Genomic DNA, 22,553 nt, shown 5'->3' with positions numbered 1-22,553 from the left:
CAATTCAGCGAAGCGTTACAGTCGTCCCAGATCGTTGACCAGAGCTAACAACATCACTCCGACCACCAAACTGATACCGATCTGTATCCCCCAACCCTGCACCCGATCCGACAAGGGGCGACCACGCACCCACTCGACCAGATAAAACAGCAGATGCCCCCCATCCAATACAGGAATGGGCAGCAAATTCAGAACTCCAAGGCTGATACTCAGATAAGCCAGGAAATTCAGGAAATCCGCGACACCCGACTGGGCAGAAGCGCCCGCCACTTTAGCAATGGTTATCGGTCCACTCAAGTTTTTTACCGAGAGCTCGCCGAACAACATTTTCTTGAGGGATTCGAGGGTCAGCACGCTCATGGTCCAAGTGCGCCTGGCACCCTCGCCAATCGCGGCCAACGGCCCGAAGCTGACCTCTCTCACCATCGATGGCGGCCAATCGACACCTTTGACCCCGGCACCCAGGTAACCCCCGGCGGCCTTGGCCTCCCCACGAACCGACAAGGTCACGGGGACGTCGATTTGAGCACCTTCACGCTCAACTTTCAGCACAATTTTCGTATCAGGACGTACACGCACCAGATCGACCACTTGCTGCCAGTCACCCAGTGCCTGGCCATCAAGGGCCAACAGCCGATCGCCGGTTTTAAGGCCAGCAGCCTGGGCCGGGCCTTTCGGGTCCAGCTCGGCCAGTACCGGCGGCAGCGCCGGACGCCAGGGACGAATGCCCAGGGATTTGATCGGATCCGGCTCGTCAGCACTTTGAAGCCAACGGTCCAAAGCCAGCTCACGCGGGCTTTCGGCGCTGGAGTCCTGCTCGCGTACGACCACATTGACGGTACCGCTCTCGCCCAGTCGACGCACCAATTGCAAATTGACCGCGCCCCAACCGGTGGTGGGCTCGCCATCAATGGAAACAATTTCCTGCCCTGCCACCAGCCCGGCCTTGGCCGCAATACTGCCTGACTCCACCGCGCCGATGACCGGGCGCACCTGCTGGCTGCCCATCATGGCGAGCACCCAGAAGAACACCATCGCCAACAGGAAGTTGGCAATCGGCCCGGCGGCCACGATGGCGATACGCTGACGAACGGTCTTGCGGTTGAAGGATTGGTCCAACTGATCCGCAGGCACTTCGCCTTCTCGCTCGTCGAGCATCTTCACGTAGCCACCCAACGGGATGGCTGCGATCACGAACTCGGTGCCACGACGATCATGCCAGCGAACCAGCGGCATGCCGAAACCGACGGAAAAGCGCAGTACCTTGACGCCGCAACGACGCGCCACCCAGAAGTGGCCGAATTCGTGGAAGGTAACCAGCACACCCAGAGCAACCAGGGTGCCGACAATCATGTAGAGCGCACTCATCTAATTTCTCCGCATTTCAATCCGATGCCTGAAGGCGCTCACCCGCCCACAGCCTGACGCGCGTTGCGGTCCAGCCATTGCTCGGCCAGGGCCCGGGCCTTGGTATCCGCCTCGAACACGGCTCCCAGATCATTCACAGCCACTACGGGCTCAAGATTCAGGACGTCCTCGATGATACTCGCGATCTGCGGAAAGCGGATGCGCCGTTCGAGAAACGCCGCCACGGCCACTTCATTGGCTGCATTAAGCATGGCTGGCGCGCTGTTACCCGCCTCGGCCGCTTGCCGGGCCAGACGCAGGCACGGGAAACGCTGCTCGTCCGGCGCCTGGAAATCCAGGCGCGCAATCGCAAACAGGTCCAACGGCGCCACACCGGAGTCAATCCGTTCCGGCCACGCCAGGGCATTGGCGATCGGCGTGCGCATATCGGGGTTACCCAATTGCGCCAGCACCGAGCCGTCCACGTAATCGACCAGGGAATGAATCACACTTTGTGGGTGAATTACCACTTCCACCTGGTCAGGCCGCGCATCGAACAACCAGCACGCCTCGATCAGCTCCAGCCCCTTGTTCATCATGCTTGCCGAATCCACGGAGATTTTGCGCCCCATGGACCAATTCGGATGCGCACACGCCTGGTCCGGCGATACATACTCCAGCTCATCCAGCGGCGTTTGCCGGAAGGGGCCACCGGAAGCGGTGAGCAAAATCCGGCGCACACCCACCTGGCTCAAGCCACGGGCAAAATCGACGGGCATGCACTGGAAGATCGCGTTGTGCTCGCTGTCGAGGGGCAACAGGACCGCCCCGCTCTTGCGCACGGCCTGCATGAAGAGCGCACCGGACATGACCAGGGCTTCTTTATTGGCCAGCAGGATCTTTTTGCCCGCATCGACTGCGGCCAGCGTGGGGCGCAAACCTGCCGCCCCGACTATTGCCGCCACCACGGTATCCACTTCGGCATCCGCCGACACCTGGCACAGCCCTTCCTCACCCACCAACACCTGGGTGGCAAGGCCGGCCGCGCGCAGATCATCCTGCAGGCCACGCGCGGCCGCCGCCTGCGGCACCACCGCAAAACGCGGCGAGTGGCGCACGCACAGCGCCAGCAGCTCGCTGATACGCGTGAAGCCAGTCAGGGCGAACACTTGATAGCGATCAGGATGACGGGCGATGACATCCAGGCTGCTCAGCCCGACCGAGCCCGTCGCGCCCAGCACCGTGACCTGTTGCAGGCGGCTCACGAAGCGATCATCCACAGCAACACGGCAAAGATCGGCAACGCAGCAGTGAGACTATCGATACGGTCCAGCACGCCACCGTGACCCGGCAACAAGTTACTGCTGTCCTTGATCCCGGCCTGACGCTTGAACATGCTTTCGGTGAGGTCGCCCACCACCGAAATGAATACGACCACGGCAGTGCCCAGCAAGGCCAGGAAGATCTGCTTCACCGACCAGTCACGCAGCACACCGACCACCAACGCAATCAGCAGCGTAAAGGCCAGACCGCCGTATACGCCTTCCCAGCTCTTGCCCGGGCTGACGGCCGGCGCCAGCTTGCGCTTGCCAAAGGCACGGCCGGAAAAGTAGGCGCCGATGTCAGCGCCCCAGACCAGCACCATGACGGCCAGGATCAATTCGTTGCCGTTGGGGAAACGCTTGATCTCCACCAGCCCTTGCCAGGCCGGCAGCAGGATCAGCAAACCAATTACCAGCTTGCACGCGACACTGGACCACTGGCCGCTGGTCCGTGGATAGGTGAGCACCAGGAATGTCGCCGTGGCCCACCACAGTACCGCCGCCCCCAGCACCCAGGGCGCGATATCGGGCAGGATGTACATCAGGAACAGCAACAGCGCGACGATGGCGGCGTACGCGATACGTGGCAATTGGTCGCTGAACCCCGCCAGACGCGCCCACTCCCATGCACCGAGGGTAACGACCAGGCCGATGAACAGCGCAAAACCGGAACCTTCAAGCAGGAAAAAACCGCACAAGGCAATCGGCAGCAGGATCAGTGCCGTGATGATTCGTTGTTTAAGCATTTAAACCCGGGCTCCAGCTTCGATCTGCTCGCTCGTTTTACCGAAGCGACGCTGACGGGAAGCGAAATCGGCCAGCGCATTGCGCATGGCATCGTGTTTGAAGTCCGGCCAGAACAGGTCGGAGAAGTACAGCTCGGTATAGGCCAGCTGCCACAGCAGGAAATTGCTGATGCGGTGCTCACCACCGGTACGAATGCACAAGTCCGGCAACGGCAGGTCGCCGGTCACCAGGCAGGTTTGCAACAGTTCGGGCGTAATGTCGTCGGGCCGCAGATGACCGGCCTGCACTTCGCGGGCCAGTCGCTGCGCAGCCTGGGCAATGTCCCACTGGCCGCCGTAATTGGCTGCGATCTGCAGCACAAAACGATTGCTGCCGGCAGTGATGGCCTCGGCTTCACGCATGGCCGCCTGCAGCTCCGGGTGAAAGCGGGAGCGATCACCAATGATGCGCAGGCTGATGTTGTTGTCATTGAGGCGCTTGGCCTCGCGACGCAGCGCCTTGAAGAACAGGTCCATCAAGGCGCTGACCTCTTCGGCGGGCCGTTGCCAGTTCTCACTGGAAAAGGCAAACAGCGTCAGCACTTCAACCTTGGCTTCGGCACACACCTCGATGACAGCGCGCACCGCATCGACACCCGCTTTATGCCCGGCAACACCCGGCATAAAGCGTTTCTTCGCCCAGCGATTATTCCCATCCATGATGATCGCGACATGGCGCGGCACCACAGAGGGCACAGTCTGCTTGGTCTTTTCCATGAAGGCGTCCTGACCCCTTATACGGCCATCAGGTCCTTTTCTTTTTCCTCGGTGGCCTTGGTGATCTGGGCCTCCGCATCCTTGGTCAGCTTATCGATATCGGCGACGGCGCGACGCTCTTCGTCTTCGCTGATTTCCTTGTCCTTGACCAGCTTCTTCAGATCACCCAAGGCATCGCGACGGATATTGCGCACAGCCACGCGTGCATCTTCAGCCGCGCTGCGCGCCTGCTTGGTGAAGCCCTTGCGGGTTTCTTCGGTCAGGGCAGGCATGGAAATCAGCAGCAACTCGCCCAGGTTGGTCGGGTTGAGGTTCAGGCCGGCGCTCTGGATGGCTTTGTCGACAGCACCGAGCATGTTGCGCTCGAAGGCGACGACTTGCAGGGTGCGCGAGTCTTTTACGGTGATGTTGGCCACCTGGGTGATGGACGTGTCCGTGCCGTAGTACGGCACCATCACGCTGCCCAGGATGCTCGGGTGCGCCTTGCCGGTACGAATCTGGCCGAACGCATGGTTCAGAGACTCCAGGGATTTGTGCATACGCTCTTGAGCGTCTTTCTTGATTTCGTTGATCATTGTTGGCCTTCCTCGATCAGAGTCCCTTCCGCGCCGCCGTGTACGATATTCAGCAGGGCGCCGGGCTTGTTCATGTTAAATACGCGCAGCGGCATCTTGTGGTCGCGGCACAGGCAGATAGCCGTCAGGTCCATCACACCCAGCTTGCGATCCAGCACTTCATCGTAGGTCAGATGATCGAACTTCTCGGCATGCGGGTCTTTGAATGGATCTGCAGTGTATACGCCATCCACCTTGGTCGCCTTCAGCACCACGTCGGCGTCGATTTCGATAGCGCGCAGGCACGCGGCCGAATCGGTGGTAAAGAACGGGTTGCCGGTGCCTGCGGCAAAAATCACCACTTCCTTGGCGTTCAGGTGGCGCATGGCTTTGCGGCGATCATAGTGATCGGTCACGCCGACCATGGAAATCGCCGACATCACGATGGCCGAGATGTTGGCGCGCTCCAGGGCGTCGCGCATGGCCAGGGCGTTCATCACAGTGGCCAGCATGCCCATGTGGTCGCCAGTGACCCGATCCATGCCGGCAGCACTCAGTGCCGCACCGCGGAACAGGTTGCCACCGCCGATCACCAGGCCCACCTGAACACCGATACCGACCAATTGGCCGACTTCGAGCGCCATGCGGTCAAGCACCTTGGGGTCGATCCCGAACTCTTCCGAGCCCATCAGGGCCTCGCCGCTGAGCTTGAGTAGAATGCGTTTATAGCGAGCCTGATAACCACTGCCCTGCTGAGCCATTGCGAATCTCTCCTGCGGCGTATGTTCTAAAAAATTCTTGGCGAGCCGTTTACGGCTTGCGTTCACTCTAGCTGGACGCTATCACAGCGCCATCGGAACACGGCTTTGTAAGCCAGTTCCGAGGGGAAGCCAAATAAAATTAGCTTTCCCATTTGAAAAGAGGCTGCGCGCGTGAGCGGGCAGCCTCTTTCGGGCGACAGTTGAAAACTGTCTTATTGCTTGGCGGCAGCCAGCTGGGCAGCAACTTCTTCAGCGAAGTTGTCGACCGGCTTCTCGATGCCGTCGCCTACTTTGAAGTAGGTGAAGGAAACGATTTCAGCACCGGCTTTCTTGGCCAGTTCGCCCACCTTGATTTCAGGGTTCTTGACGAACGCCTGTTCAACCAGGCTTGCTTCAGCCAGGAACTTGCTGATACGGCCCTTGACCATATTTTCAACAATGTTTTCCGGCTTGCCTTTGATTTTTTCTTCGTTCAGCTGCAGGAACACAGCTTTTTCACGCTCGATCGCTTCGGCAGACACTTCCGAAGGCAGCAGGAACTCAGGGTTGCTTGCAGCAACGTGCATGGCGATGTCTTTAGCCAGCTCAACGTCGCCGCCTTTCAGAACAACCGCTACACCGATTTTGTTGCCGTGCAGGTAACCGCCGACAACATCACCTTCCACACGGGTCAGGCGACGGATGTTGACGTTTTCGCCAACCTTGCCAACCAGTACCAGGCGTGCAGCTTCCTGAGCTTCGATCAGCGGAGCGACGTCAGTCAGCTTGTCGGCGAACGCTTTATCAACGCTGGCAGCAACAAATGCCTTGAAGTCGTCCTGCAGAGCCAGGAAGTCGGTCTGCGAGTTCACTTCCAGCAGAACGGCGGATTTGCCGTCTTCTTTCAGAGCGATAGCGCCTTCAGCAGCTACGTTGCCTGCTTTCTTGGCAGCCTTGATCGCGCCGGAAGCACGCATGTCATCAATGGCTTTTTCAATGTCGCCGTCAGCCTTTTCCAGCGCTTTCTTGCAATCCATCATGCCTTCGCCGGTACGCTCACGCAGTTCTTTAACCAACGCTGCAGTAATTGCTGCCATTTTCAAATTCCTCTTGGATAGGTTTTCAACCATTCCACCCGATCGAACGGGGGATCAATTCTTCCCGAACCACCGTTGTAGGCCGCTGCACGTTACAGTTGCAATGTTGCGCTGCCACAAGTGGGCGCCGACAAACGGTTTTCGAGGTGGCAAAAAGGGGGCCAAGCCCCCTTTTTGCTTACTGAGTCAACGCCAGGGCGTCAGTTACTCAGCGGCAGCTACCGGAGCTTCTTCAACGAACTGCTCGGTACCACCAGCAACGTGGTTGCGACCACGGATTACAGCGTCAGCCATCGAACCCATGTACAGCTGGATAGCGCGGATTGCGTCATCGTTGCCTGGGATGATGTAGTCAACGCCTTCCGGGCTGCTGTTGGTATCGACTACGCCGATAACCGGGATGCCCAGCTTGTTGGCTTCGGTGATCGCGATGCGCTCGTGATCAACGTCGATAACGAACAGTGCGTCAGGCAGACCGCCCATGTCCTTGATACCACCCAGGGAACGATCGAGCTTTTCCAGGTCGCGAGTGCGCATCAGCGCCTCTTTCTTGGTCAGCTTGGCGAAAGTACCGTCTTCGGCTTGCACTTCAAGGTCACGCAGACGCTTGATGGAAGCACGGATGGTCTTGAAGTTGGTCAGCATGCCGCCCAACCAGCGGTGATCGACGTACGGCGAACCGCAACGTGCTGCTTCTTCAGCAACGATCTTGCCGGCGGAACGCTTGGTACCGACGAACAGAATCTTGTTTTTGCCCTGAGCCAGGCGCTCTACGAAGGTCAGCGCTTCGTTGAACATTGGCAGGGTTTTTTCAAGGTTGATAATGTGGATCTTGTTACGTGCGCCGAAAATGTACTTACCCATTTTCGGGTTCCAGTAACGGGTCTGGTGACCGAAGTGCACACCGGCCTTCAGCATATCGCGCATGTTGACTTGGGACATGATAGTTCCTTAATAAGTCGGGTTTGGCCTCCACGTATCCCAATGACCAACCAGCGGCTTCAAGGCCTCCGGCACCCAGGTCATCGTGTCGACACGTGTGTGGATTTAAGCTCTGCGGGGTATCCCCGGAAAGCGGCGCATTTTATACCACAGCATCGGCAAAAACGGAACACGCATTCACGTTTGCCGCGCGACGCGCTCACGTAACCCCTTGAATAGAGCCGACCTACCCCTACCTTATAGAGAGAAGCGATCATCAGAGGCTCATGATTTGACGCCATCGTCTGTTAGAATCGCGTTTTTTGTGGCTTGTGCGAATTCCGCAACCTTTTGTCGCACGCCCGTCAACCGAATTGATTTCAGCGTATTGCGCTAGAGAGAGCCTGTATGACCGTGAGTTTGAAAACCGCCGAAGACATCGCCGGCATGCGCATTGCCGGAAAACTGGCTGCCGACGTGCTGGAAATGATCGCCGAGCACGTCAAGCCCGGCGTCACCACCGAAGCACTGAACCAGATCTGCCACGACTATATAGTCAACGTGCAAGGCGCCATCCCGGCGCCGCTGAACTACAAGGGCTTCCCCAAGTCGATCTGCACCTCGGTCAACCACGTGGTCTGCCACGGGATTCCGGGTGACAAGCCGCTCAAGGATGGCGACACCCTGAACATCGACGTCACTGTGATCAAGGACCGTTACTTCGGCGACACCAGCCGCATGTTCCATGTCGGCACCGTGGCGCCGTGGGCCGAGCGCCTGTCCCAGGTGACCCAGGAATGCATGTACAAGGCCATCGAGATCGTCAAGCCTGGCTGCCGCCTGGGCGATATCGGCGAAGTGATCCAGAAGCACGCCGAAAAGAACGGTTTCTCGGTGGTACGCGAGTTCTGCGGCCACGGCATCGGCACCGTTTTTCACGAAGAACCGCAGATCCTGCACTACGGCCGCGCCGGCACCGGCATGGAACTCAAGGCCGGCATGACCTTTACCATCGAGCCGATGATCAACCAGGGCAAGGCCGATACCAAGGTGCTGGGCGACGGCTGGACCGCCATCACCAAGGACCGCAAGCTCTCGGCGCAGTGGGAACACACCCTGCTGGTCACCGAGACCGGCTACGAGATCTTTACCCTGCGCGCCGATGACACGATTCCACGCGTATCGGCGTAAAGGCCGGGCAGGTTTTCCCAACGGTGTAATGACTGACTGACAGATAGAAAGGAAAGCCGATCGATGCCCCAGGTGGATCCAGAACTCTTCGACCGTGGCCAGTTCCAGGCCGAACTGGCGTTGAAGGCAAGCCCCATCGCTGCGTTCAAGAAGGCGATCCGCCAGGCGCGCGACGTGCTCGATGCGCGCTTTCGCAGTGGCCGCGACATACGCCGGCTGATCGAGGACCGTGCCTGGTTCGTCGATAATATCCTGCAAAAAGCCTGGGAACAGTTCGACTGGAGTACCGATGCGGATATCGCCCTGGTGGCGGTCGGCGGCTACGGGCGCGGCGAGCTGCACCCCTACTCCGACATCGACCTGCTGATCCTGCTGGACAGCGCCGACCATGAGATGTTTCGCGATTCCATCGAGCGTTTTCTGACTCTGTTGTGGGACATCGGCCTGGAAGTCGGCCAGAGCGTGCGCTCGGTCGAAGAGTGCGCCGAAGAGGCCCGCGCCGACTTGACGGTTGTCACCAACCTGATGGAAAGCCGCACCATCTGTGGCCCCGAGCGCCTGCGCCAGCGCATGCTCGAAGTCACCAGCACCGCGCACATGTGGCCAAGCAAGGAGTTTTTCCTGGCCAAGCGCGCCGAGCAAAAGGCACGGCACCACAAATACAACGACACCGAATACAACCTGGAACCCAACGTCAAGGGTTCGCCGGGCGGGCTGCGCGATATCCAGACGATTTTGTGGGTGGCCCGTCGTCAGTACGGCACCCTGAACCTGCGCGCCCTGGCCGGCGAGGGTTTTCTGGTGGAGAGCGAAAACACCCTGCTGGCCTCGTCCCAGGAGTTCCTGTGGAAGGTGCGCTACGCTCTGCACATGCTTGCCGGGCGCTCCGAGGACCGCCTGCTGTTCGACCATCAGCGCTCCATCGCCACCCTGCTGGGTTTTGAAGGCGAAGATGCGAAGACCAGCATCGAAAGCTTCATGCAGCAGTATTACCGGGTGGTGATGAGCATCGCCCAGCTCAGCGACCTGATCATCCAGCACTTCGAAGAAGTGATCCTGGCGCCCGAAGACGAAGCGCCGCCGCAGCCGATCAACGCACGCTTCCAGCTGCATGATGGCTATATCGAGGCGCGCAACGACAACGTGTTCCGCCGCACGCCGTTCGCCATGCTGGAAATCTTCGTGTTGATGGCCCAGCAGCCGGAAATCAAAGGCGTGCGCGCCGACACCATCCGCCTGCTGCGGGAAAACCGTCATCTGATCGACGACGCGTTTCGTCACGACATCCGCAACACCAGCCTGTTTATCGAACTGTTCAAGTGCAAGATCGGCATCCACCGCAACCTGCGGCGGATGAACCGCTACGGCATCCTCGGACGCTACCTGCCGGAGTTCGGCTTTATCGTCGGGCAGATGCAGCATGACCTGTTCCACATCTACACCGTGGACGCGCACACGCTGAACCTGATCAAGCATTTGCGTAAGTTGCAGTACACCCAGGTGTCAGAGAAATTCCCGCTGGCCAGCAAGCTCATGGCCAAGCTGCCCAAGCCGGAACTGATTTACCTGGCCGGCCTCTACCACGACATCGGCAAAGGTCGACATGGCGATCACTCGGAGATCGGCGCGGTCGATGCCGAAGCGTTCTGCCAGCGCCACCAGTTGCCGGTGTGGGACAGCCGCCTGATCGTCTGGCTGGTGCAGAACCACCTGGTCATGTCGACCACGGCCCAGCGCAAGGACTTGTCCGACCCGCAAGTCATTCACGACTTCGCGCAGATCGTGGGCGATGAGACCCACCTCGACTACCTTTACGTGCTGACCGTTTCCGACATCAACGCCACCAACCCCACGCTCTGGAATTCCTGGCGCGCCAGCCTGCTGCGCCAGCTGTATACCGAGACCAAGCGCGCCCTGCGCCGCGGCCTGGAAAACCCGGTGGACCGCGAAGAGCAGATCCGCCGCACCCAAAGCGCGGCGCTGGATATCCTGGTGCGCGGCGGCAACGACCCGGATGACGTCGAACAACTGTGGTCGCAACTGGGTGACGATTACTTCCTGCGCCACACCGCCGGCGACGTCGCCTGGCACACCGACGCCATCCTTCAGCAGCCGGCCGACGGCGGCCCACTGGTACTGATCAAGGAAACCACCCAGCGCGAATTCGAAGGCGGCACGCAGATCTTCATCTACGCGCCGGACCAGCACGACTTCTTCGCCGTAACCGTGGCGGCCATGGACCAGCTCAACCTGAACATTCACGACGCCCGGGTGATCACCTCCAGCAGCCAGTTCACCCTCGACACCTATATTGTGCTCGACACCGATGGCGACTCGATTGGCGATAACCCGCTGCGCGTGAAGAAGATCCGCGAAGGCCTGACCGAAGCCCTGCGCAACCCGGATGACTATCCAACCATCATCCAGCGCCGCGTACCGCGCCAGCTCAAGCACTTTGCCTTTGCACCCCAGGTGACTATTTCCAACGACGCCCAGCGCCCGGTCACCTTGCTGGAGCTCAGCGCGCCGGATCGCCCGGGCCTGCTGGCACGGATTGGCGGGATTTTCCTGGAGTTCGACCTGTCGCTGCAAAACGCCAAGATCGCGACCCTCGGCGAGCGCGTGGAAGACGTGTTCTTCATCACCGACGCCGATAACCAGCCGCTGTCCGACCCTGAGCTGTGCCGCCGCTTGCAGGAGGCGATCGTAGAACAATTGAGCGTGACCCAGGAACCAAGCGTCGAGCTGACACGCTTGACCCTGTGAGCACCGGCTTCTGTGGGAGGGGGCTTGCTCCCGATAGCAGTGGATCAGATAACAATCAGCTGACTGACACACCGCAATCGGGAGCAAGCCCCCTCCCACATTTAATTTTCGCCGGCAACTGAATTTGACGAGACTTTCGATGAACAACGCCCTGAACCAGCTGCAGCCCTACCCGTTCGAGAAACTGCGCGCACTGCTCGGCAGCGTCAAACCAAACCCGGACAAACGCCCGATTGCGCTGTCCATCGGCGAACCCAAGCACAAATCTCCGACGTTTGTCGCTGAGGCGCTGAGTAACAACCTCGATCAGATGGCCGTGTACCCGACCACGCTGGGTATCCCCGCACTGCGCGAAGCGATTGGGGCCTGGTGCGAGCGCCGCTTCAACGTCCCGCACGGCTGGCTGGACCCGGCGCGCAACATCCTGCCGGTCAACGGTACGCGAGAGGCGTTGTTTGCCTTTACCCAGACCGTGGTCAATCGCGGTGACGACGCGCTGGTGGTGAGCCCGAACCCGTTCTACCAGATCTACGAAGGCGCCGCGTTCCTCGCAGGGGCCAAGCCGCATTACCTGGCATGCCTGGACACTAATGGTTTCAACCCGGACTTCGATGCCGTGTCACCGGACATCTGGAAACGTTGCCAGATCCTGTTCCTGTGCTCCCCAGGCAACCCGACCGGTGCGCTGATTCCGCTGGACACCCTGAAAAAGCTGATCGCCCTGGCCGACGAGCACGACTTCGTGATTGCCGCCGACGAATGCTACAGCGAGCTGTACTTTGACGAACAAACCCCGCCGCCGGGCCTGCTCAGCGCCTGCGTTGAACTGGGTCGCCAGGACTTCAAGCGTTGCGTGGTGTTCCACAGCCTGTCCAAGCGTTCCAACCTGCCGGGCCTGCGCTCCGGGTTTGTGGCTGGCGACGCGGATATCCTCAAGGCCTTCCTGCTGTACCGCACCTACCACGGCTGCGCGATGCCGGTGCAAACCCAACTGGCCAGCATCGCCGCCTGGAAGGACGAGGCCCACGTGCTGGCCAACCGTGACCTGTATCGCGAAAAATTCGACGCCGTGCTGGCGATCCTCAAGCCGGTGCTGGATGTGCAAAGCCCGGACGGTGGCTTTTATCTGTGGCCGAATGTGAATAGCGACGATGCAGCGTTTTGCCGCGATTTGTTCGTGGAAGAACACGTGACGGTGGTACCGGGTTCTTATCTGTCTCGCGAAGTGGACGGTTTCAACCCCGGTGCCGGCCGTGTGCGCCTGGCCCTGGTTGCGCCATTGGCCGAATGCGTCGAAGCGGCTGAGCGGATTCGCGCTTTCATTCAGCGCCGCGGTTGAGGTTCAGGCCGCTCCCACACCGTGGGAGCGGTCATGGCTGATGTATCTTGCAACCCATAAATAGGAACAAAGCTTCTTAAATGTTCCACCCACGCTCATCTGGTACACACGGTCAGGTGAACGACATGCCCCTCACGATTCCAGCCAACCCCGCCCCTGCGCACGTCATGAGCGCACCTCTGAGTAGAAGTAAACGCGGCGTCGCCATGCCGGACAAACTATGGCCTCAACATTCGGTGCTGACCCTCTCGCGACTGAACATGACGCAGGAACAAAAGGATCTGGTAAAGCACAACATCAACAAATGGGCCCCGCACACCAATCTCTACTTCAAGTTCATTGACAGTCCCGACGGCGATATACGCATCACGGCAGACAATGACAATGGCCCTGGATGGTCAAAAGTGGGTACCGACGCCAAGAAGGTTCCATTGTCCAGGCCCACCATGGGCATCAGCTTCACACGGTCTGACGCTAGTATTGCCGCCACAATCCAGCATGAATTCGGCCATGCCCTGGGCCTCAAGCATGAGCATCAGCACCCTGACCGGACATTGGACTTGAACAGGGAGAACATCTACGACGAATACGAAGAACGGGGGCGATTCAGCTATGAGGCCGATAACGATATCGTCAGGACTTTTTCACGTCACCAGGTACAGGCCTCTGCAAACCATGATGAAAAATCCATCATGCACTATGGCTTTCCTGCTTCAAGACTCAACAGTGGCACCCCCATCCCGCGTAACTTCAAACTGTCTGAAGACGATAAAACGTTCATGCGGTCGCTTTATCCAGAAGATAAAACCCTCGTGGGCAAACTGCTCAATTCAAGCATCCTGGCGATGATCAGTCCCACCACTACTTGACACTTCCCAAGTTCGCTTCGCTCATGTCCAGGTCCGCCAATACTTCGCGCAGTACATCGTCGCCAATCTGGTGCTGGCGACTCAAACGGTAGAGTTCCAGGCGCTGCGCGCGTAGTGCCTTGAGCCTCAGCCTGCGCTCCAACTGATCCATTTGCAGCGCCAGTGCCTGAGCCTCGGCCGAGTCATTGAATACGTCCAACTGATGACGATACTCCGCCATCAGTCGGGCCTTGAGCTCGGTGGCCAATGCCGCTTGAGCGGCGTCCGGCGTTTCGGCTTCGGCGGGTTCTTCGACCTCCAGCGCATGGATCGCCGCCACGGCAGTCTTTTTCCAGGCCTCGCGCACCTCGTTATGGCGCTTCTCATCCGGGCCTTTCTCGACACCCCGCAGCAGCAATGGCAGGGTGATACAGGCAGCGACCAGGGACAACAGGATGACCCCGGCAGCGATAAAGATCAGCAGGTCACGCTCGGGGAAATTCTGGCCCGGTGCCAGCAGCAAGGGCACCGACATCACACCCGCCAGCGTCACCGCACCACGGACGCCGCCGACGGTCAACAACCAGCAGGAACGGGCCGTCGGCACCAGGGTCAGCGCACTTTTGCCATGCAGCCTGCGCAGCAGACCCGACAACCGCCAGATGCTCTGCACCCAGATAAAGCGCAATACCACCAGCACCAGGAAGATCGCCATCACCTCGAGGCAGCGATACATCAAGGTGGGCCACAGCGTGGTTTCATGGCTGACCACCGCCTTGATGATGTCCGGCAGTTGCAGGCCGAGCAGCAAAAAGATCAAGCCATTGAAGGCAAACTCCAGCAGCGACCACACGCTGCGGTTGAGCAGGCGCGTGCTGGTCTGGCGCGGCAACAGGTCGAGCCAGCTTTGCATCATGCCCGCCGCCACCGCCGAGAGAATGCCCGACGCGCCCAGGCGCTCGGCCAGTACGTAGGCAGCAAAGGGCAGCAACAACATGAACACCACATGGGTTGCCGGGTCATCCCAGCCCCGCGCAATCATCCAGGCGCGCAGGCGGCCAACCAGCCAGCTCAACGCCACCCCGATCGCCAGCCCGCCGACAGCCACCAGTACAAAAGTCAGGCTGGCATCGGCCAGCGAAAACACACCGGTCAACGCCGCGGCCAGGGCAAATTTGAAGGTCACCAGGCCCGATGCGTCATTCATCAACGCTTCGCCCTGAAGCATATGCATCAACGGCTTGGGCAAACGATTCTGCGAAATGGCTGACACCGCCACCGCGTCCGTAGGCGACAGCACCGCTGCCAGGGCGAAGGCCACGGGCAAGGGAATCGAGGGCAGCAACCAATGGATGAAGTAGCCGGCACCGACCACGGTGAACAGCACCAACCCCACCGCCAATGTGAGGATCGGCCCGCGCAAGCGCCACAATTCACGCTTGGGCATGCGCCAGCCATCGGAAAACAGCAACGGCGGCAAGAACAGGAACAGAAACAGCTCCGGGTCCAGCGCCACGTGCAGGCCCAGCGTAGGCCAGGCCAGCAGGGCTCCGGCGGCAATCTGCAGCAACGGCAACGGCAGTGGGATAATGCGCCCGACCAGGCGCGAAACGCTGACCAGCATCAGCAGGATAAGAACGGTGTAGGCGGTTTGCATAACGCGGGGTTCCCGGACAATCGACTTGCAATGACACACATCAGGCAACAACTGGCCGTTGAAGTGCCTTATTACTCCGCTATGTTACCCGCCTGTACCGCGCACTGGCGCTTACACAAACGTCGCATCCTGCTGACGAGCGGAGCCGAAACGCGCCGGGCGTGGCATAATCCGCGATCTTCCATTTTTCATTCGTCCAGAGGAGGGCAATTCCTTGACCGCTTCAAGCAAAACCTTGCACCTTTTCGGCATCAAAGCCTGCGACACCATGAAAAAGGCGCGCACCTGGCTCGATGAGCATGCGGTGACCTATGAGTTCCATGACTACAAAACGGCCGGTATCGACCGCGAACACTTGACCCAATGGTGCAACGAGCACGGTTGGCAGGTGGTGTTGAACCGTGCAGGCACCACCTTTCGCAAACTCGAAGACGAACGCAAAGCCGATCTCGATCAGTCGAAAGCCATTGAGTTGATGCTCGCACAACCCTCGATGATCAAGCGCCCGGTGCTTGATCTCGGTGACAGAACCCTGATTGGCTTCAAGCCAGATAGTTATTCGGCGGCCCTCAAGTAGGCCAGCCTTCCATTTTTGTAGAGGTAACAGCATGTCCCATTCCCTGTTCAGCCTGGGCTTCGGCGTCGGCACTCAGAACCGCCAAGGCGCTTGGCTGGAAGTGTTTTACGCACAGCCCCTGCTCAACCCGTCGGCTGAAATCGTCGCGGCCATCGCGCCGATCCTGGGTTACACCGAAGGTAATCAAGCGATCACGTTCACCATCAGCCAGGCGCTGCAATTGGCTGATGCGCTCAAAAATGTCGATGCGACCCAAGCCGCGCTGCTCAATCGGCTCGCCGAGAGCCACACTCCGCTGGTCGCGACGCTGCTGGCCGAAGACGCCGCACTGACCTCCACGCCTGAGGCTTACCTCAAGCTGCACCTGCTGTCCCATCGCCTGGTCAAGCCTCACGGCTTGAGCCTGGCGGGTGTGTTCCCGCAGCTGCCGAACGTGGCGTGGACCAGCCAGGGCGCCATCGATATCGCTGAACTGGCCGAACGCCAGCTGGAAGCGCGCCTGCGGGGCGAGCTGCTGGAAGTGTTCTCGGTGGACAAGTTCCCGAAAATGACCGACTACGTGGTGCCGAGCGGTGTGCGTATCGCTGACGCAGCCCGCCTGCGCCTGGGCGCCTACGTCGGCGAAGGCACCACCGTGATGCACGAAGGTTTCGTCAACTTCAACGCCGGCACCGAAGGCCCGGGCATGATCGAAGGCCGTGTATCGGCGGGCGTGTTCGTCGGCAAGGGTTCCGACCTGGGCGGCGGCTGCTCCACCATGGGCACCCTGTCGGGTGGCGGCAACATCGTGATCAAGGTCGGCGAAGGCTGCCTGATCGGCGCCAATGCCGGTATCGGTATCCCGTTGGGCGACCGCAACACCGTGGAGTCCGGCCTGTATGTGACCGCCGGGACCAAAGTGGCGTTGCTGGACGAGAACAACCAACTGGTCAAAGTGGTCAAGGCGCGTGAACTGGCCGGCCAGCCGGACCTGCTGTTCCGCCGCAACTCCGAGACCGGTGCCGTGGAGTGCAAAACCCATAAATCGGCCATCGAACTGAACGAAGCGCTGCACGCTCACAACTAAGCAGCCACTCGATGCCCCCTGGCGGGTCGCACCTTTGGTTGCGGCTCGCTTATACGAGTTTTGAACATCATGCTTGTGCCCTCCCCCTGGCGCGCTGACTTTCCAGCCATCGCCACCCTGCAACGGCAAGACCAGACCTACCTGGACAGCGCCGCTACCACGCAGAAACCTCAAGCCCTGTTGGACGCGATCAGCCATTACTACGCCAATGGCGCCGCCAATGTGCACCGTGCCCAGCATTTGCCGGGAGCCCATGCGACCCAGGCGTTTGAAGACAGTCGCAGCAAGGTGGCGCAGTGGTTGAATGCGGGCGACAGCGGGCAGGTGGTGTTTACCCACGGCGCAACCTCTGCGCTGAACCTCCTGGCCTATGGCCTGGAGCATTTATTCAATGCGGGCGATGAGATTGCCATCAGCGCCCTGGAGCACCACGCCAACCTGCTGCCCTGGCAGCAGCTGGCAAAACGTCGCGCGCTCACGCTGGTGGTATTGCCCCTGGACGATGACGGCGTGATTGACCTTGAAGCCGCCGCCGCCTTGATCGGCCCGCGCACGCGGTTGCTGGCAGTGAGCCAGTTGTCCAACGTGCTCGGCGCGTGGCAGCCGCTGGAAGCCTTGTCAAAAATGGCTAAGACGCACGGCGCCCTTACTGTGGTGGATGGCGCGCAAGGCATCGTCCATGGTCGCCACGACGTGCAGGCCCTGGGCTGCGACTTCTATGTATTTTCCAGTCACAAACTCTACGGCCCGGACGGTGTCGGCGTGCTATACGGTCGCCACGAAGCCCTGCATCACCTGCGCCACTGGCAGTTCGGCGGCGAGATGGTGCAGCAGGCGGACTACCACAGCGCCAGTTTCCGCCCTGCCCCACTGGGGTTTGAAGCCGGCACGCCGCCGATTGCCGGCGTGATCGGCCTGGGGGCGAGCCTGGACTACCTCAGTTCGCTGGATCAGCCCGCCGTCATCGCCCATGAAGCAGCGCTGCACGACTACCTGCTACGTGGGCTCAAAGCACGCAATGGCATACGCATACTCGGATCGCCGCAAGTGGCATTGGCCAGCTTTGTGGTGGAAGGCGTGCATAACGCCGACCTCGCCCACCTCCTGACCGAGCAAGGAATTGCCGTGCGCGCCGGGCACCATTGCGCAATGCCGTTGCTCAAGGCCATGCACTTATCCGGGGCGATTCGCGTGTCCCTCGCGCTGTACAACGATTCCGATGACCTGGAGCGCTTCTTTGAAGCGCTGGACCAGGCGCTGGACATGCTGCGATGAGCTTGCCGGAGCAGGCAGCCACCGCACTTGAGGCGTTTCAGGCCGTAGGCGGCTGGGAGCAGCGTGCGCGCCTGTTGATGCAATGGGGCGAGCAACTGCCGGTGCTGGCGGACGCAGACAAGGTCGACGCCAACCTGGTACACGGCTGCGAAAGCCTGGTGTGGCTGGTGGGCCACTTGCAGGACGGCCATTGGCAGTTTGCCGCCAGCAGCGATGCGCGGATGATTCGTGGGTTGGTGGCGTTGCTGCTGGCCCGGGTCAATGGCTTGGCGACTGATCAATTGCAAGCGGTTGACCTGCCTGACTGGTTCAATCAACTGGGCTTGTCGCGCCAGTTATCGCCGTCGCGCAGCAATGGCCTGAATGCGGTCTTGCAGCGCATGCGCGAATTAAGCCGTACTCAATACTAAATGTGGGAGGGGGCTTGCCCCCGATAGCTGAGTGTCAGTCACTGGATAAGTTGACTGACCCACTGCTATCGGGGGCAAGCCCCCTCCCACATTTTGAACCCTGTAAAGTCTGCGATTCAGGTGGGCTTGACCCGCTCCGACGGTCTGCGCACCCCTGCCACAATCTTGTCCACCGCCTTGGTCGCCGCCACCATGCCGAAGGTCGCGGTGACCATCATCACCGCGCCAAACCCTCCCGCGCAGTCAAGCTTGACCCCATCGCCGACAAAACTCTTCTGCAAACAGATGCTGCCGTCCGGCTTGGGATAGCGCAGTTGCTCGGTGGAAAACACGCACGGCACGCTGTAGTGGCGGGTCACCGTGCGCGAAAAACCGTAGTCACGGCGCAGGGTGGAGCGCACTTTCGAGGCCAGCGGGTCGTTGAAGGTGCGGTTGAGGTCGCACACCTGGATCAGCGTCGGATCGATCTGCCCGCCGGCGCCACCGGTGGTGATGATCTGGATCTTGCGGCGCTTGCACCAGGCAATCAGCGCCGCCTTGGCGTTGACCGCGTCGATGCAGTCGATCACGCAATCGATGTCTGGCGTGATGTATTCGGCCATGGTGTCACGGGTAACGAAGTCCGCCACCGCATGCACCGTGCACGCCGGGTTGATGCTGCGCAGGCGTTCGGCCATTACTTCAACCTTGGGTTTGCCTACGGTGCTGTCCAGTGCATGCAACTGGCGGTTGCTGTTGCTGACGCAGACGTCGTCCAGGTCAAACAACGAAATCTCGCCCACCCCGCAACGGGCCATGGCTTCCGCCGCCCACGAGCCCACGCCGCCGACACCGACGATTGCCACATGGGCCGCTTTCAAGCGTTCCAGGCCTTCAATGCCATACAAGCGGGCGACGCCTGCAAACCGCGGATCTTCTGTGCTCATGACCATTACCCTAAAAACCGGCGCGCATTATGGGCTACGCAGCGACAAGTTTTAAGCCATCAGCTACAAGTTAAGAACTTAGATGCACTTTCGCTGCCCAATGTCCGGTTTTTCTCGGCTTGCTGTACGCTCAGGGAAAGGCCAGTGTAGGATGCGCGCCGGTTGGCGTAGGCCGACACCTCTTTTCGTTCCACACCCTTTGGAACCCGACATAACCATGGCATCGCGTAAATTTGGACTCAACCTGGTGGTGGTGCTGGCAATTGCCGCGCTGTTCACCGGTTTCTGGGCGCTGATCAACCGCCCGGTCACCGCTCCCAACTGGCCCGAGCAGATCTCGGGGTTTTCCTATTCGCCGTTTCAACAAGGCCAATACCCGCAGAAAGACCAGTACCCCACTGACGAGCAGATGCGTCAGGACCTTGCGATCATGAGCAAGCTGACGGACAACATCCGTACCTACTCGGTCGATGGCACCCTGGGGGACATCCCCAAGCTGGCGGAAGAGTTCGGCCTGCGCGTGACCCTCGGTATCTGGATCAGCCCGGACCTGGAACGCAATGAACGCGAGATCCAGCGCGCCATCGAGATCGCCAACACTTCGCGCAGCGTCGTGCGCGTGGTGGTCGGCAACGAAGCGTTATTCCGCGAGGAAATCACTCCCGAAGCCCTGATCGTGCTGCTCGACCGCGTGCGTGCCGCCGTGAAAGTGCCGGTGACCACCTCCGAGCAATGGCACATCTGGGAAAAGAACCCGCAACTGGCCAAGCACGTCGACTTGATTGCCGCGCACATCCTGCCGTTCTGGGAATTCATTCCGATGGACAAGGCCGGCCAGTACGTACTCGACCGCGCCAGGGATCTGAAGAAACTGTTCCCGAAAAAGCCGCTGCTGCTGTCGGAGGTTGGCTGGCCGAGCAACGGGCGCATGCGCGGTGGCAATGAAACGTCGCCAGCGGACCAGGCGGTTTATCTGCGCACACTGGTTAACAAACTGAACCGCCAAGGGTTCAACTACTTCGTCATCGAAGCCTTCGACCAGCCCTGGAAGGTCAGCGACGAAGGCTCGGCCGGCGCCTATTGGGGCGTGTTCAACGCCGCGCGCCAGCAGAAATTCAACTTTGAAGGCCCGGTGGTCGCGATCCCGCAATGGCGCGTACTGGCCATCGGCTCGGTGGTGCTGGCCCTGCTGTCCCTGACGCTGTTGATGATCGACGGTTCGTCCCTGCGCCAGCGTGGCCGCACCTTCCTCACGTTTATCGCGTTCCTGTGCGGTTCGGTACTGGTGTGGATCGGCTACGACTACAGCCAGCAATACAGCACCTGGTTCAGCGTCACCGTCGGCATCCTTCTGGCCCTCGGCGCCCTGGGCGTGTTTATCGTGCTGCTGACCGAAGCCCACGAACTGGCCGAAGCGGTGTGGACCCACAAGCGCCGGCGTGAATTCCTACCGGTCGAGGGGGAATCGGACTACCGACCCAAAGTGTCGATCCATGTGCCGTGCTACAACGAGCCGCCGGAGATGGTCAAACAGACCCTCGATGCCCTCGCGGCGCTCGATTACCCGGACTACGAAGTCCTGATCATCGACAACAACACCAAGGACCCGGCGGTGTGGGAGCCGGTGCGCGACTATTGCCAGACCCTCGGTCCGCGCTTCAAGTTCTTCCACGTCGCGCCCCTGGCCGGTTTCAAGGGTGGCGCGCTGAACTACCTGATCCCGCACACCGCCAAGGACGCCGAAGTGATTGCGGTGATCGACTCCGATTACTGCGTGTCGCCCAATTGGCTCAAGCACATGGTGCCGCACTTCGCCGACCCGAAAATTGCCGTGGTGCAGTCGCCGCAGGATTATCGCGACCAGAACGAAAGCACCTTCAAGAAGCTCTGCTACGCGGAATACAAAGGCTTTTTCCATATCGGCATGGTCACCCGCAACGACCGTGACGCGATCATCCAGCACGGCACCATGACCATGACCCGTCGCTCGGTGCTCGAAGAACTGGGCTGGGCCGACTGGTGCATCTGTGAAGACGCGGAACTTGGCCTGCGCGTGTTCGAGAAAGGCCTGTCGGCGGCGTATTACCACGACAGCTATGGCAAGGGCCTGATGCCGGATACCTTTATCGACTTCAAGAAACAGCGTTTCCGCTGGGCCTACGGTGCGATCCAGATCATCAAGCGCCACACCGCCAGCCTGCTGCGCGGCAAAGGCACCGAGCTGACCCGTGGCCAGCGCTATCACTTCCTCGCGGGCTGGCTGCCGTGGGTGGCCGATGGCATGAACATCTTCTTCACCGTCGGCGCGCTGCTGTGGTCGGCGGCGATGATCATCGTGCCGACCCGCGTCGATCCGCCGTTGCTGATCTTCGCGATCCCGCCGCTGGCGCTGTTCGTGTTCAAGGTGGGCAAGATCATCTTCCTGTACCGCCGTGCGGTCGGGGTAAACCTCAAGGATGCATTCTGCGCGGCCCTGGCCGGCCTGGCGTTGTCGCACACCATCGCCAAGGCGGTGCTGTACGGTTTCTTCACCACCAGCATTCCGTTCTTTCGTACACCGAAAAACGCCGACAACCATGGTTTCTGGGTGGCGATTTCCGAGGCCCGCGAAGAAATGTTCATCATGCTGCTGTTGTGGGGCGCAGCCTTGGGCATCTACCTGGTGCAAGGCCTGCCGAGCAATGACATGCGCTTCTGGGTAGTGATGCTGCTGGTGCAGTCGCTGCCGTATGTGGCCGCGTTGATCATGGCGTTTCTGTCGTCGCTGCCCAAACCGGCACCGAAGGCCGAGCCTGTCACGGCGGTGTAAAAACTTGCGTCATGCACTAAACGGCGGCCTCTGGCCGCCGTTTTGCTATAAGATAACGGCCGTTTTACACGCCTTGCACACATCACTGTAGGAGCGAGCTTGCTCGCGAAAATCGTTAACGATGAAGCGGGCACCCTGAATGCACGCGGTGCCCTTGCGTTTTTCGCGAGCAAGCTCGCTCCTACAATTAGAACGTCGCTGTCTCG

General features: G+C 60.2%; 19 protein-coding genes. 9 read left to right on the top strand and 10 right to left on the bottom strand.

Annotated features, from left to right (window positions below):
• Positions 1-15: 15 nt before the first annotated feature.
• The 8 genes from rseP to rpsB all read right to left on the bottom strand — a co-directional run bounded on the left by rseP (position 16) and on the right by rpsB (position 7,504).
• On the bottom strand, positions 16-1,368 hold the full coding sequence (gene rseP / locus BFP89_RS14230) for a sigma E protease regulator RseP (RefSeq protein ID WP_065886091.1): 1,353 nt from the start codon (positions 1,366-1,368) through the stop codon (positions 16-18).
• 38 nt (positions 1,369-1,406) lie between these two features.
• Positions 1,407-2,612: a 1-deoxy-D-xylulose-5-phosphate reductoisomerase gene (gene ispC / locus BFP89_RS14225; RefSeq protein ID WP_065886090.1), complete on the bottom strand. Its 1,206-nt coding sequence runs from the start codon at positions 2,610-2,612 to the stop codon at positions 1,407-1,409.
• Positions 2,609-3,415 carry a phosphatidate cytidylyltransferase gene (locus BFP89_RS14220; protein WP_065886089.1) on the bottom strand — a complete coding sequence of 269 codons (807 nt, stop codon included), beginning with the start codon at positions 3,413-3,415 and terminating at the stop codon, positions 2,609-2,611. The genes ispC and BFP89_RS14220 overlap by 4 nt, the downstream gene beginning before the upstream one ends.
• Positions 3,416-4,171, bottom strand: coding sequence for a polyprenyl diphosphate synthase (gene uppS / locus BFP89_RS14215; protein ID WP_017137143.1), 756 nt, complete (start codon positions 4,169-4,171; stop codon positions 3,416-3,418).
• Positions 4,172-4,188: 17 nt separating this feature from the next.
• Positions 4,189-4,746, bottom strand: a complete 558-nt coding sequence (gene frr / locus BFP89_RS14210) for a ribosome recycling factor (protein WP_065886088.1) — start codon at positions 4,744-4,746, stop codon at positions 4,189-4,191.
• Positions 4,743-5,486 carry a UMP kinase gene (gene pyrH / locus BFP89_RS14205; protein ID WP_003172271.1) on the bottom strand — a complete coding sequence of 248 codons (744 nt, stop codon included), beginning with the start codon at positions 5,484-5,486 and terminating at the stop codon, positions 4,743-4,745. The genes frr and pyrH overlap by 4 nt, the downstream gene beginning before the upstream one ends.
• A 212-nt stretch (positions 5,487-5,698) precedes the next feature.
• A complete protein-coding gene (gene tsf / locus BFP89_RS14200; protein WP_065886087.1) occupies positions 5,699-6,562 on the bottom strand; it encodes a translation elongation factor Ts in 864 nt (287 codons plus the stop codon).
• Positions 6,563-6,766: 204 nt separating this feature from the next.
• Complete coding sequence (gene rpsB, locus BFP89_RS14195) at positions 6,767-7,504, bottom strand: 30S ribosomal protein S2 (protein WP_003219330.1); 738 nt, start codon at positions 7,502-7,504, stop codon at positions 6,767-6,769.
• Between the two features lie 387 nt (positions 7,505-7,891).
• Here rpsB and map point away from each other — a divergent pair, with 387 nt between their 5' ends.
• From map to BFP89_RS14175, 4 genes are all read left to right on the top strand, one after another.
• Entirely contained in the window at positions 7,892-8,674 is a 783-nt protein-coding gene (gene map, locus BFP89_RS14190; protein WP_057723204.1) for a type I methionyl aminopeptidase, read from the top strand.
• A 63-nt stretch (positions 8,675-8,737) separates the two neighbouring features.
• Positions 8,738-11,440, top strand: a complete 2,703-nt coding sequence (locus BFP89_RS14185) for a [protein-PII] uridylyltransferase (protein ID WP_065886086.1) — start codon at positions 8,738-8,740, stop codon at positions 11,438-11,440.
• A gap of 139 nt (positions 11,441-11,579) precedes the next feature.
• Positions 11,580-12,779: a succinyldiaminopimelate transaminase gene (gene dapC, locus BFP89_RS14180; protein ID WP_065886085.1), complete on the top strand. Its 1,200-nt coding sequence runs from the start codon at positions 11,580-11,582 to the stop codon at positions 12,777-12,779.
• Between the two features lie 125 nt (positions 12,780-12,904).
• Positions 12,905-13,648: a M12 family metallopeptidase gene (locus BFP89_RS14175; RefSeq protein WP_065886084.1), complete on the top strand. Its 744-nt coding sequence runs from the start codon at positions 12,905-12,907 to the stop codon at positions 13,646-13,648.
• Here BFP89_RS14175 and BFP89_RS14170 read toward each other — a convergent pair.
• On the bottom strand, positions 13,641-15,284 hold the full coding sequence (locus BFP89_RS14170) for a Na+/H+ antiporter (protein WP_065886083.1): 1,644 nt from the start codon (positions 15,282-15,284) through the stop codon (positions 13,641-13,643). The genes BFP89_RS14175 and BFP89_RS14170 overlap by 8 nt on opposite strands.
• Positions 15,285-15,552: 268 nt before the next feature.
• On the opposite strand from BFP89_RS14170, the gene BFP89_RS14165 reads away from it, so the two are divergent.
• The 4 genes from BFP89_RS14165 (at position 15,553) to BFP89_RS14150 (ending at position 18,612) form a co-directional block, all read left to right on the top strand.
• A complete protein-coding gene (locus BFP89_RS14165; protein ID WP_232790536.1) occupies positions 15,553-15,861 on the top strand; it encodes an arsenate reductase in 309 nt (102 codons plus the stop codon).
• Between the two features lie 31 nt (positions 15,862-15,892).
• The gene (gene dapD / locus BFP89_RS14160) at positions 15,893-16,927 is read left to right on the top strand and encodes a 2,3,4,5-tetrahydropyridine-2,6-dicarboxylate N-succinyltransferase (protein WP_065886081.1); all 1,035 of its coding nucleotides are present in this window, start codon (positions 15,893-15,895) and stop codon (positions 16,925-16,927) included.
• A 69-nt stretch (positions 16,928-16,996) separates the two neighbouring features.
• Entirely contained in the window at positions 16,997-18,202 is a 1,206-nt protein-coding gene (locus BFP89_RS14155; RefSeq protein WP_065886080.1) for an aminotransferase class V-fold PLP-dependent enzyme, read from the top strand.
• Entirely contained in the window at positions 18,199-18,612 is a 414-nt protein-coding gene (locus BFP89_RS14150) for a SufE family protein (protein WP_065886079.1), read from the top strand. The genes BFP89_RS14155 and BFP89_RS14150 overlap by 4 nt, the downstream gene beginning before the upstream one ends.
• 116 nt (positions 18,613-18,728) lie before the next feature.
• Here BFP89_RS14150 and tcdA read toward each other — a convergent pair whose 3' ends face one another.
• Positions 18,729-19,538, bottom strand: coding sequence for a tRNA cyclic N6-threonylcarbamoyladenosine(37) synthase TcdA (tcdA, locus tag BFP89_RS14145; protein ID WP_065886454.1), 810 nt, complete (start codon positions 19,536-19,538; stop codon positions 18,729-18,731).
• 217 nt (positions 19,539-19,755) lie between these two features.
• Between tcdA and BFP89_RS14140 the strand changes: the two genes are divergently transcribed.
• Complete coding sequence (locus BFP89_RS14140) at positions 19,756-22,347, top strand: glycosyltransferase (RefSeq protein ID WP_065886078.1); 2,592 nt, start codon at positions 19,756-19,758, stop codon at positions 22,345-22,347.
• Positions 22,348-22,553 lie beyond the last annotated feature (206 nt).

Source organism: Pseudomonas sp. 31 R 17 (assembly GCF_900004915.1).
GTDB lineage: Bacteria > Pseudomonadota > Gammaproteobacteria > Pseudomonadales > Pseudomonadaceae > Aquipseudomonas > Aquipseudomonas orientalis_A.
The sequence above is the reverse complement of the archived record's forward strand: the minus strand, read 5'-3'. Positions and strand labels throughout refer to the sequence as shown.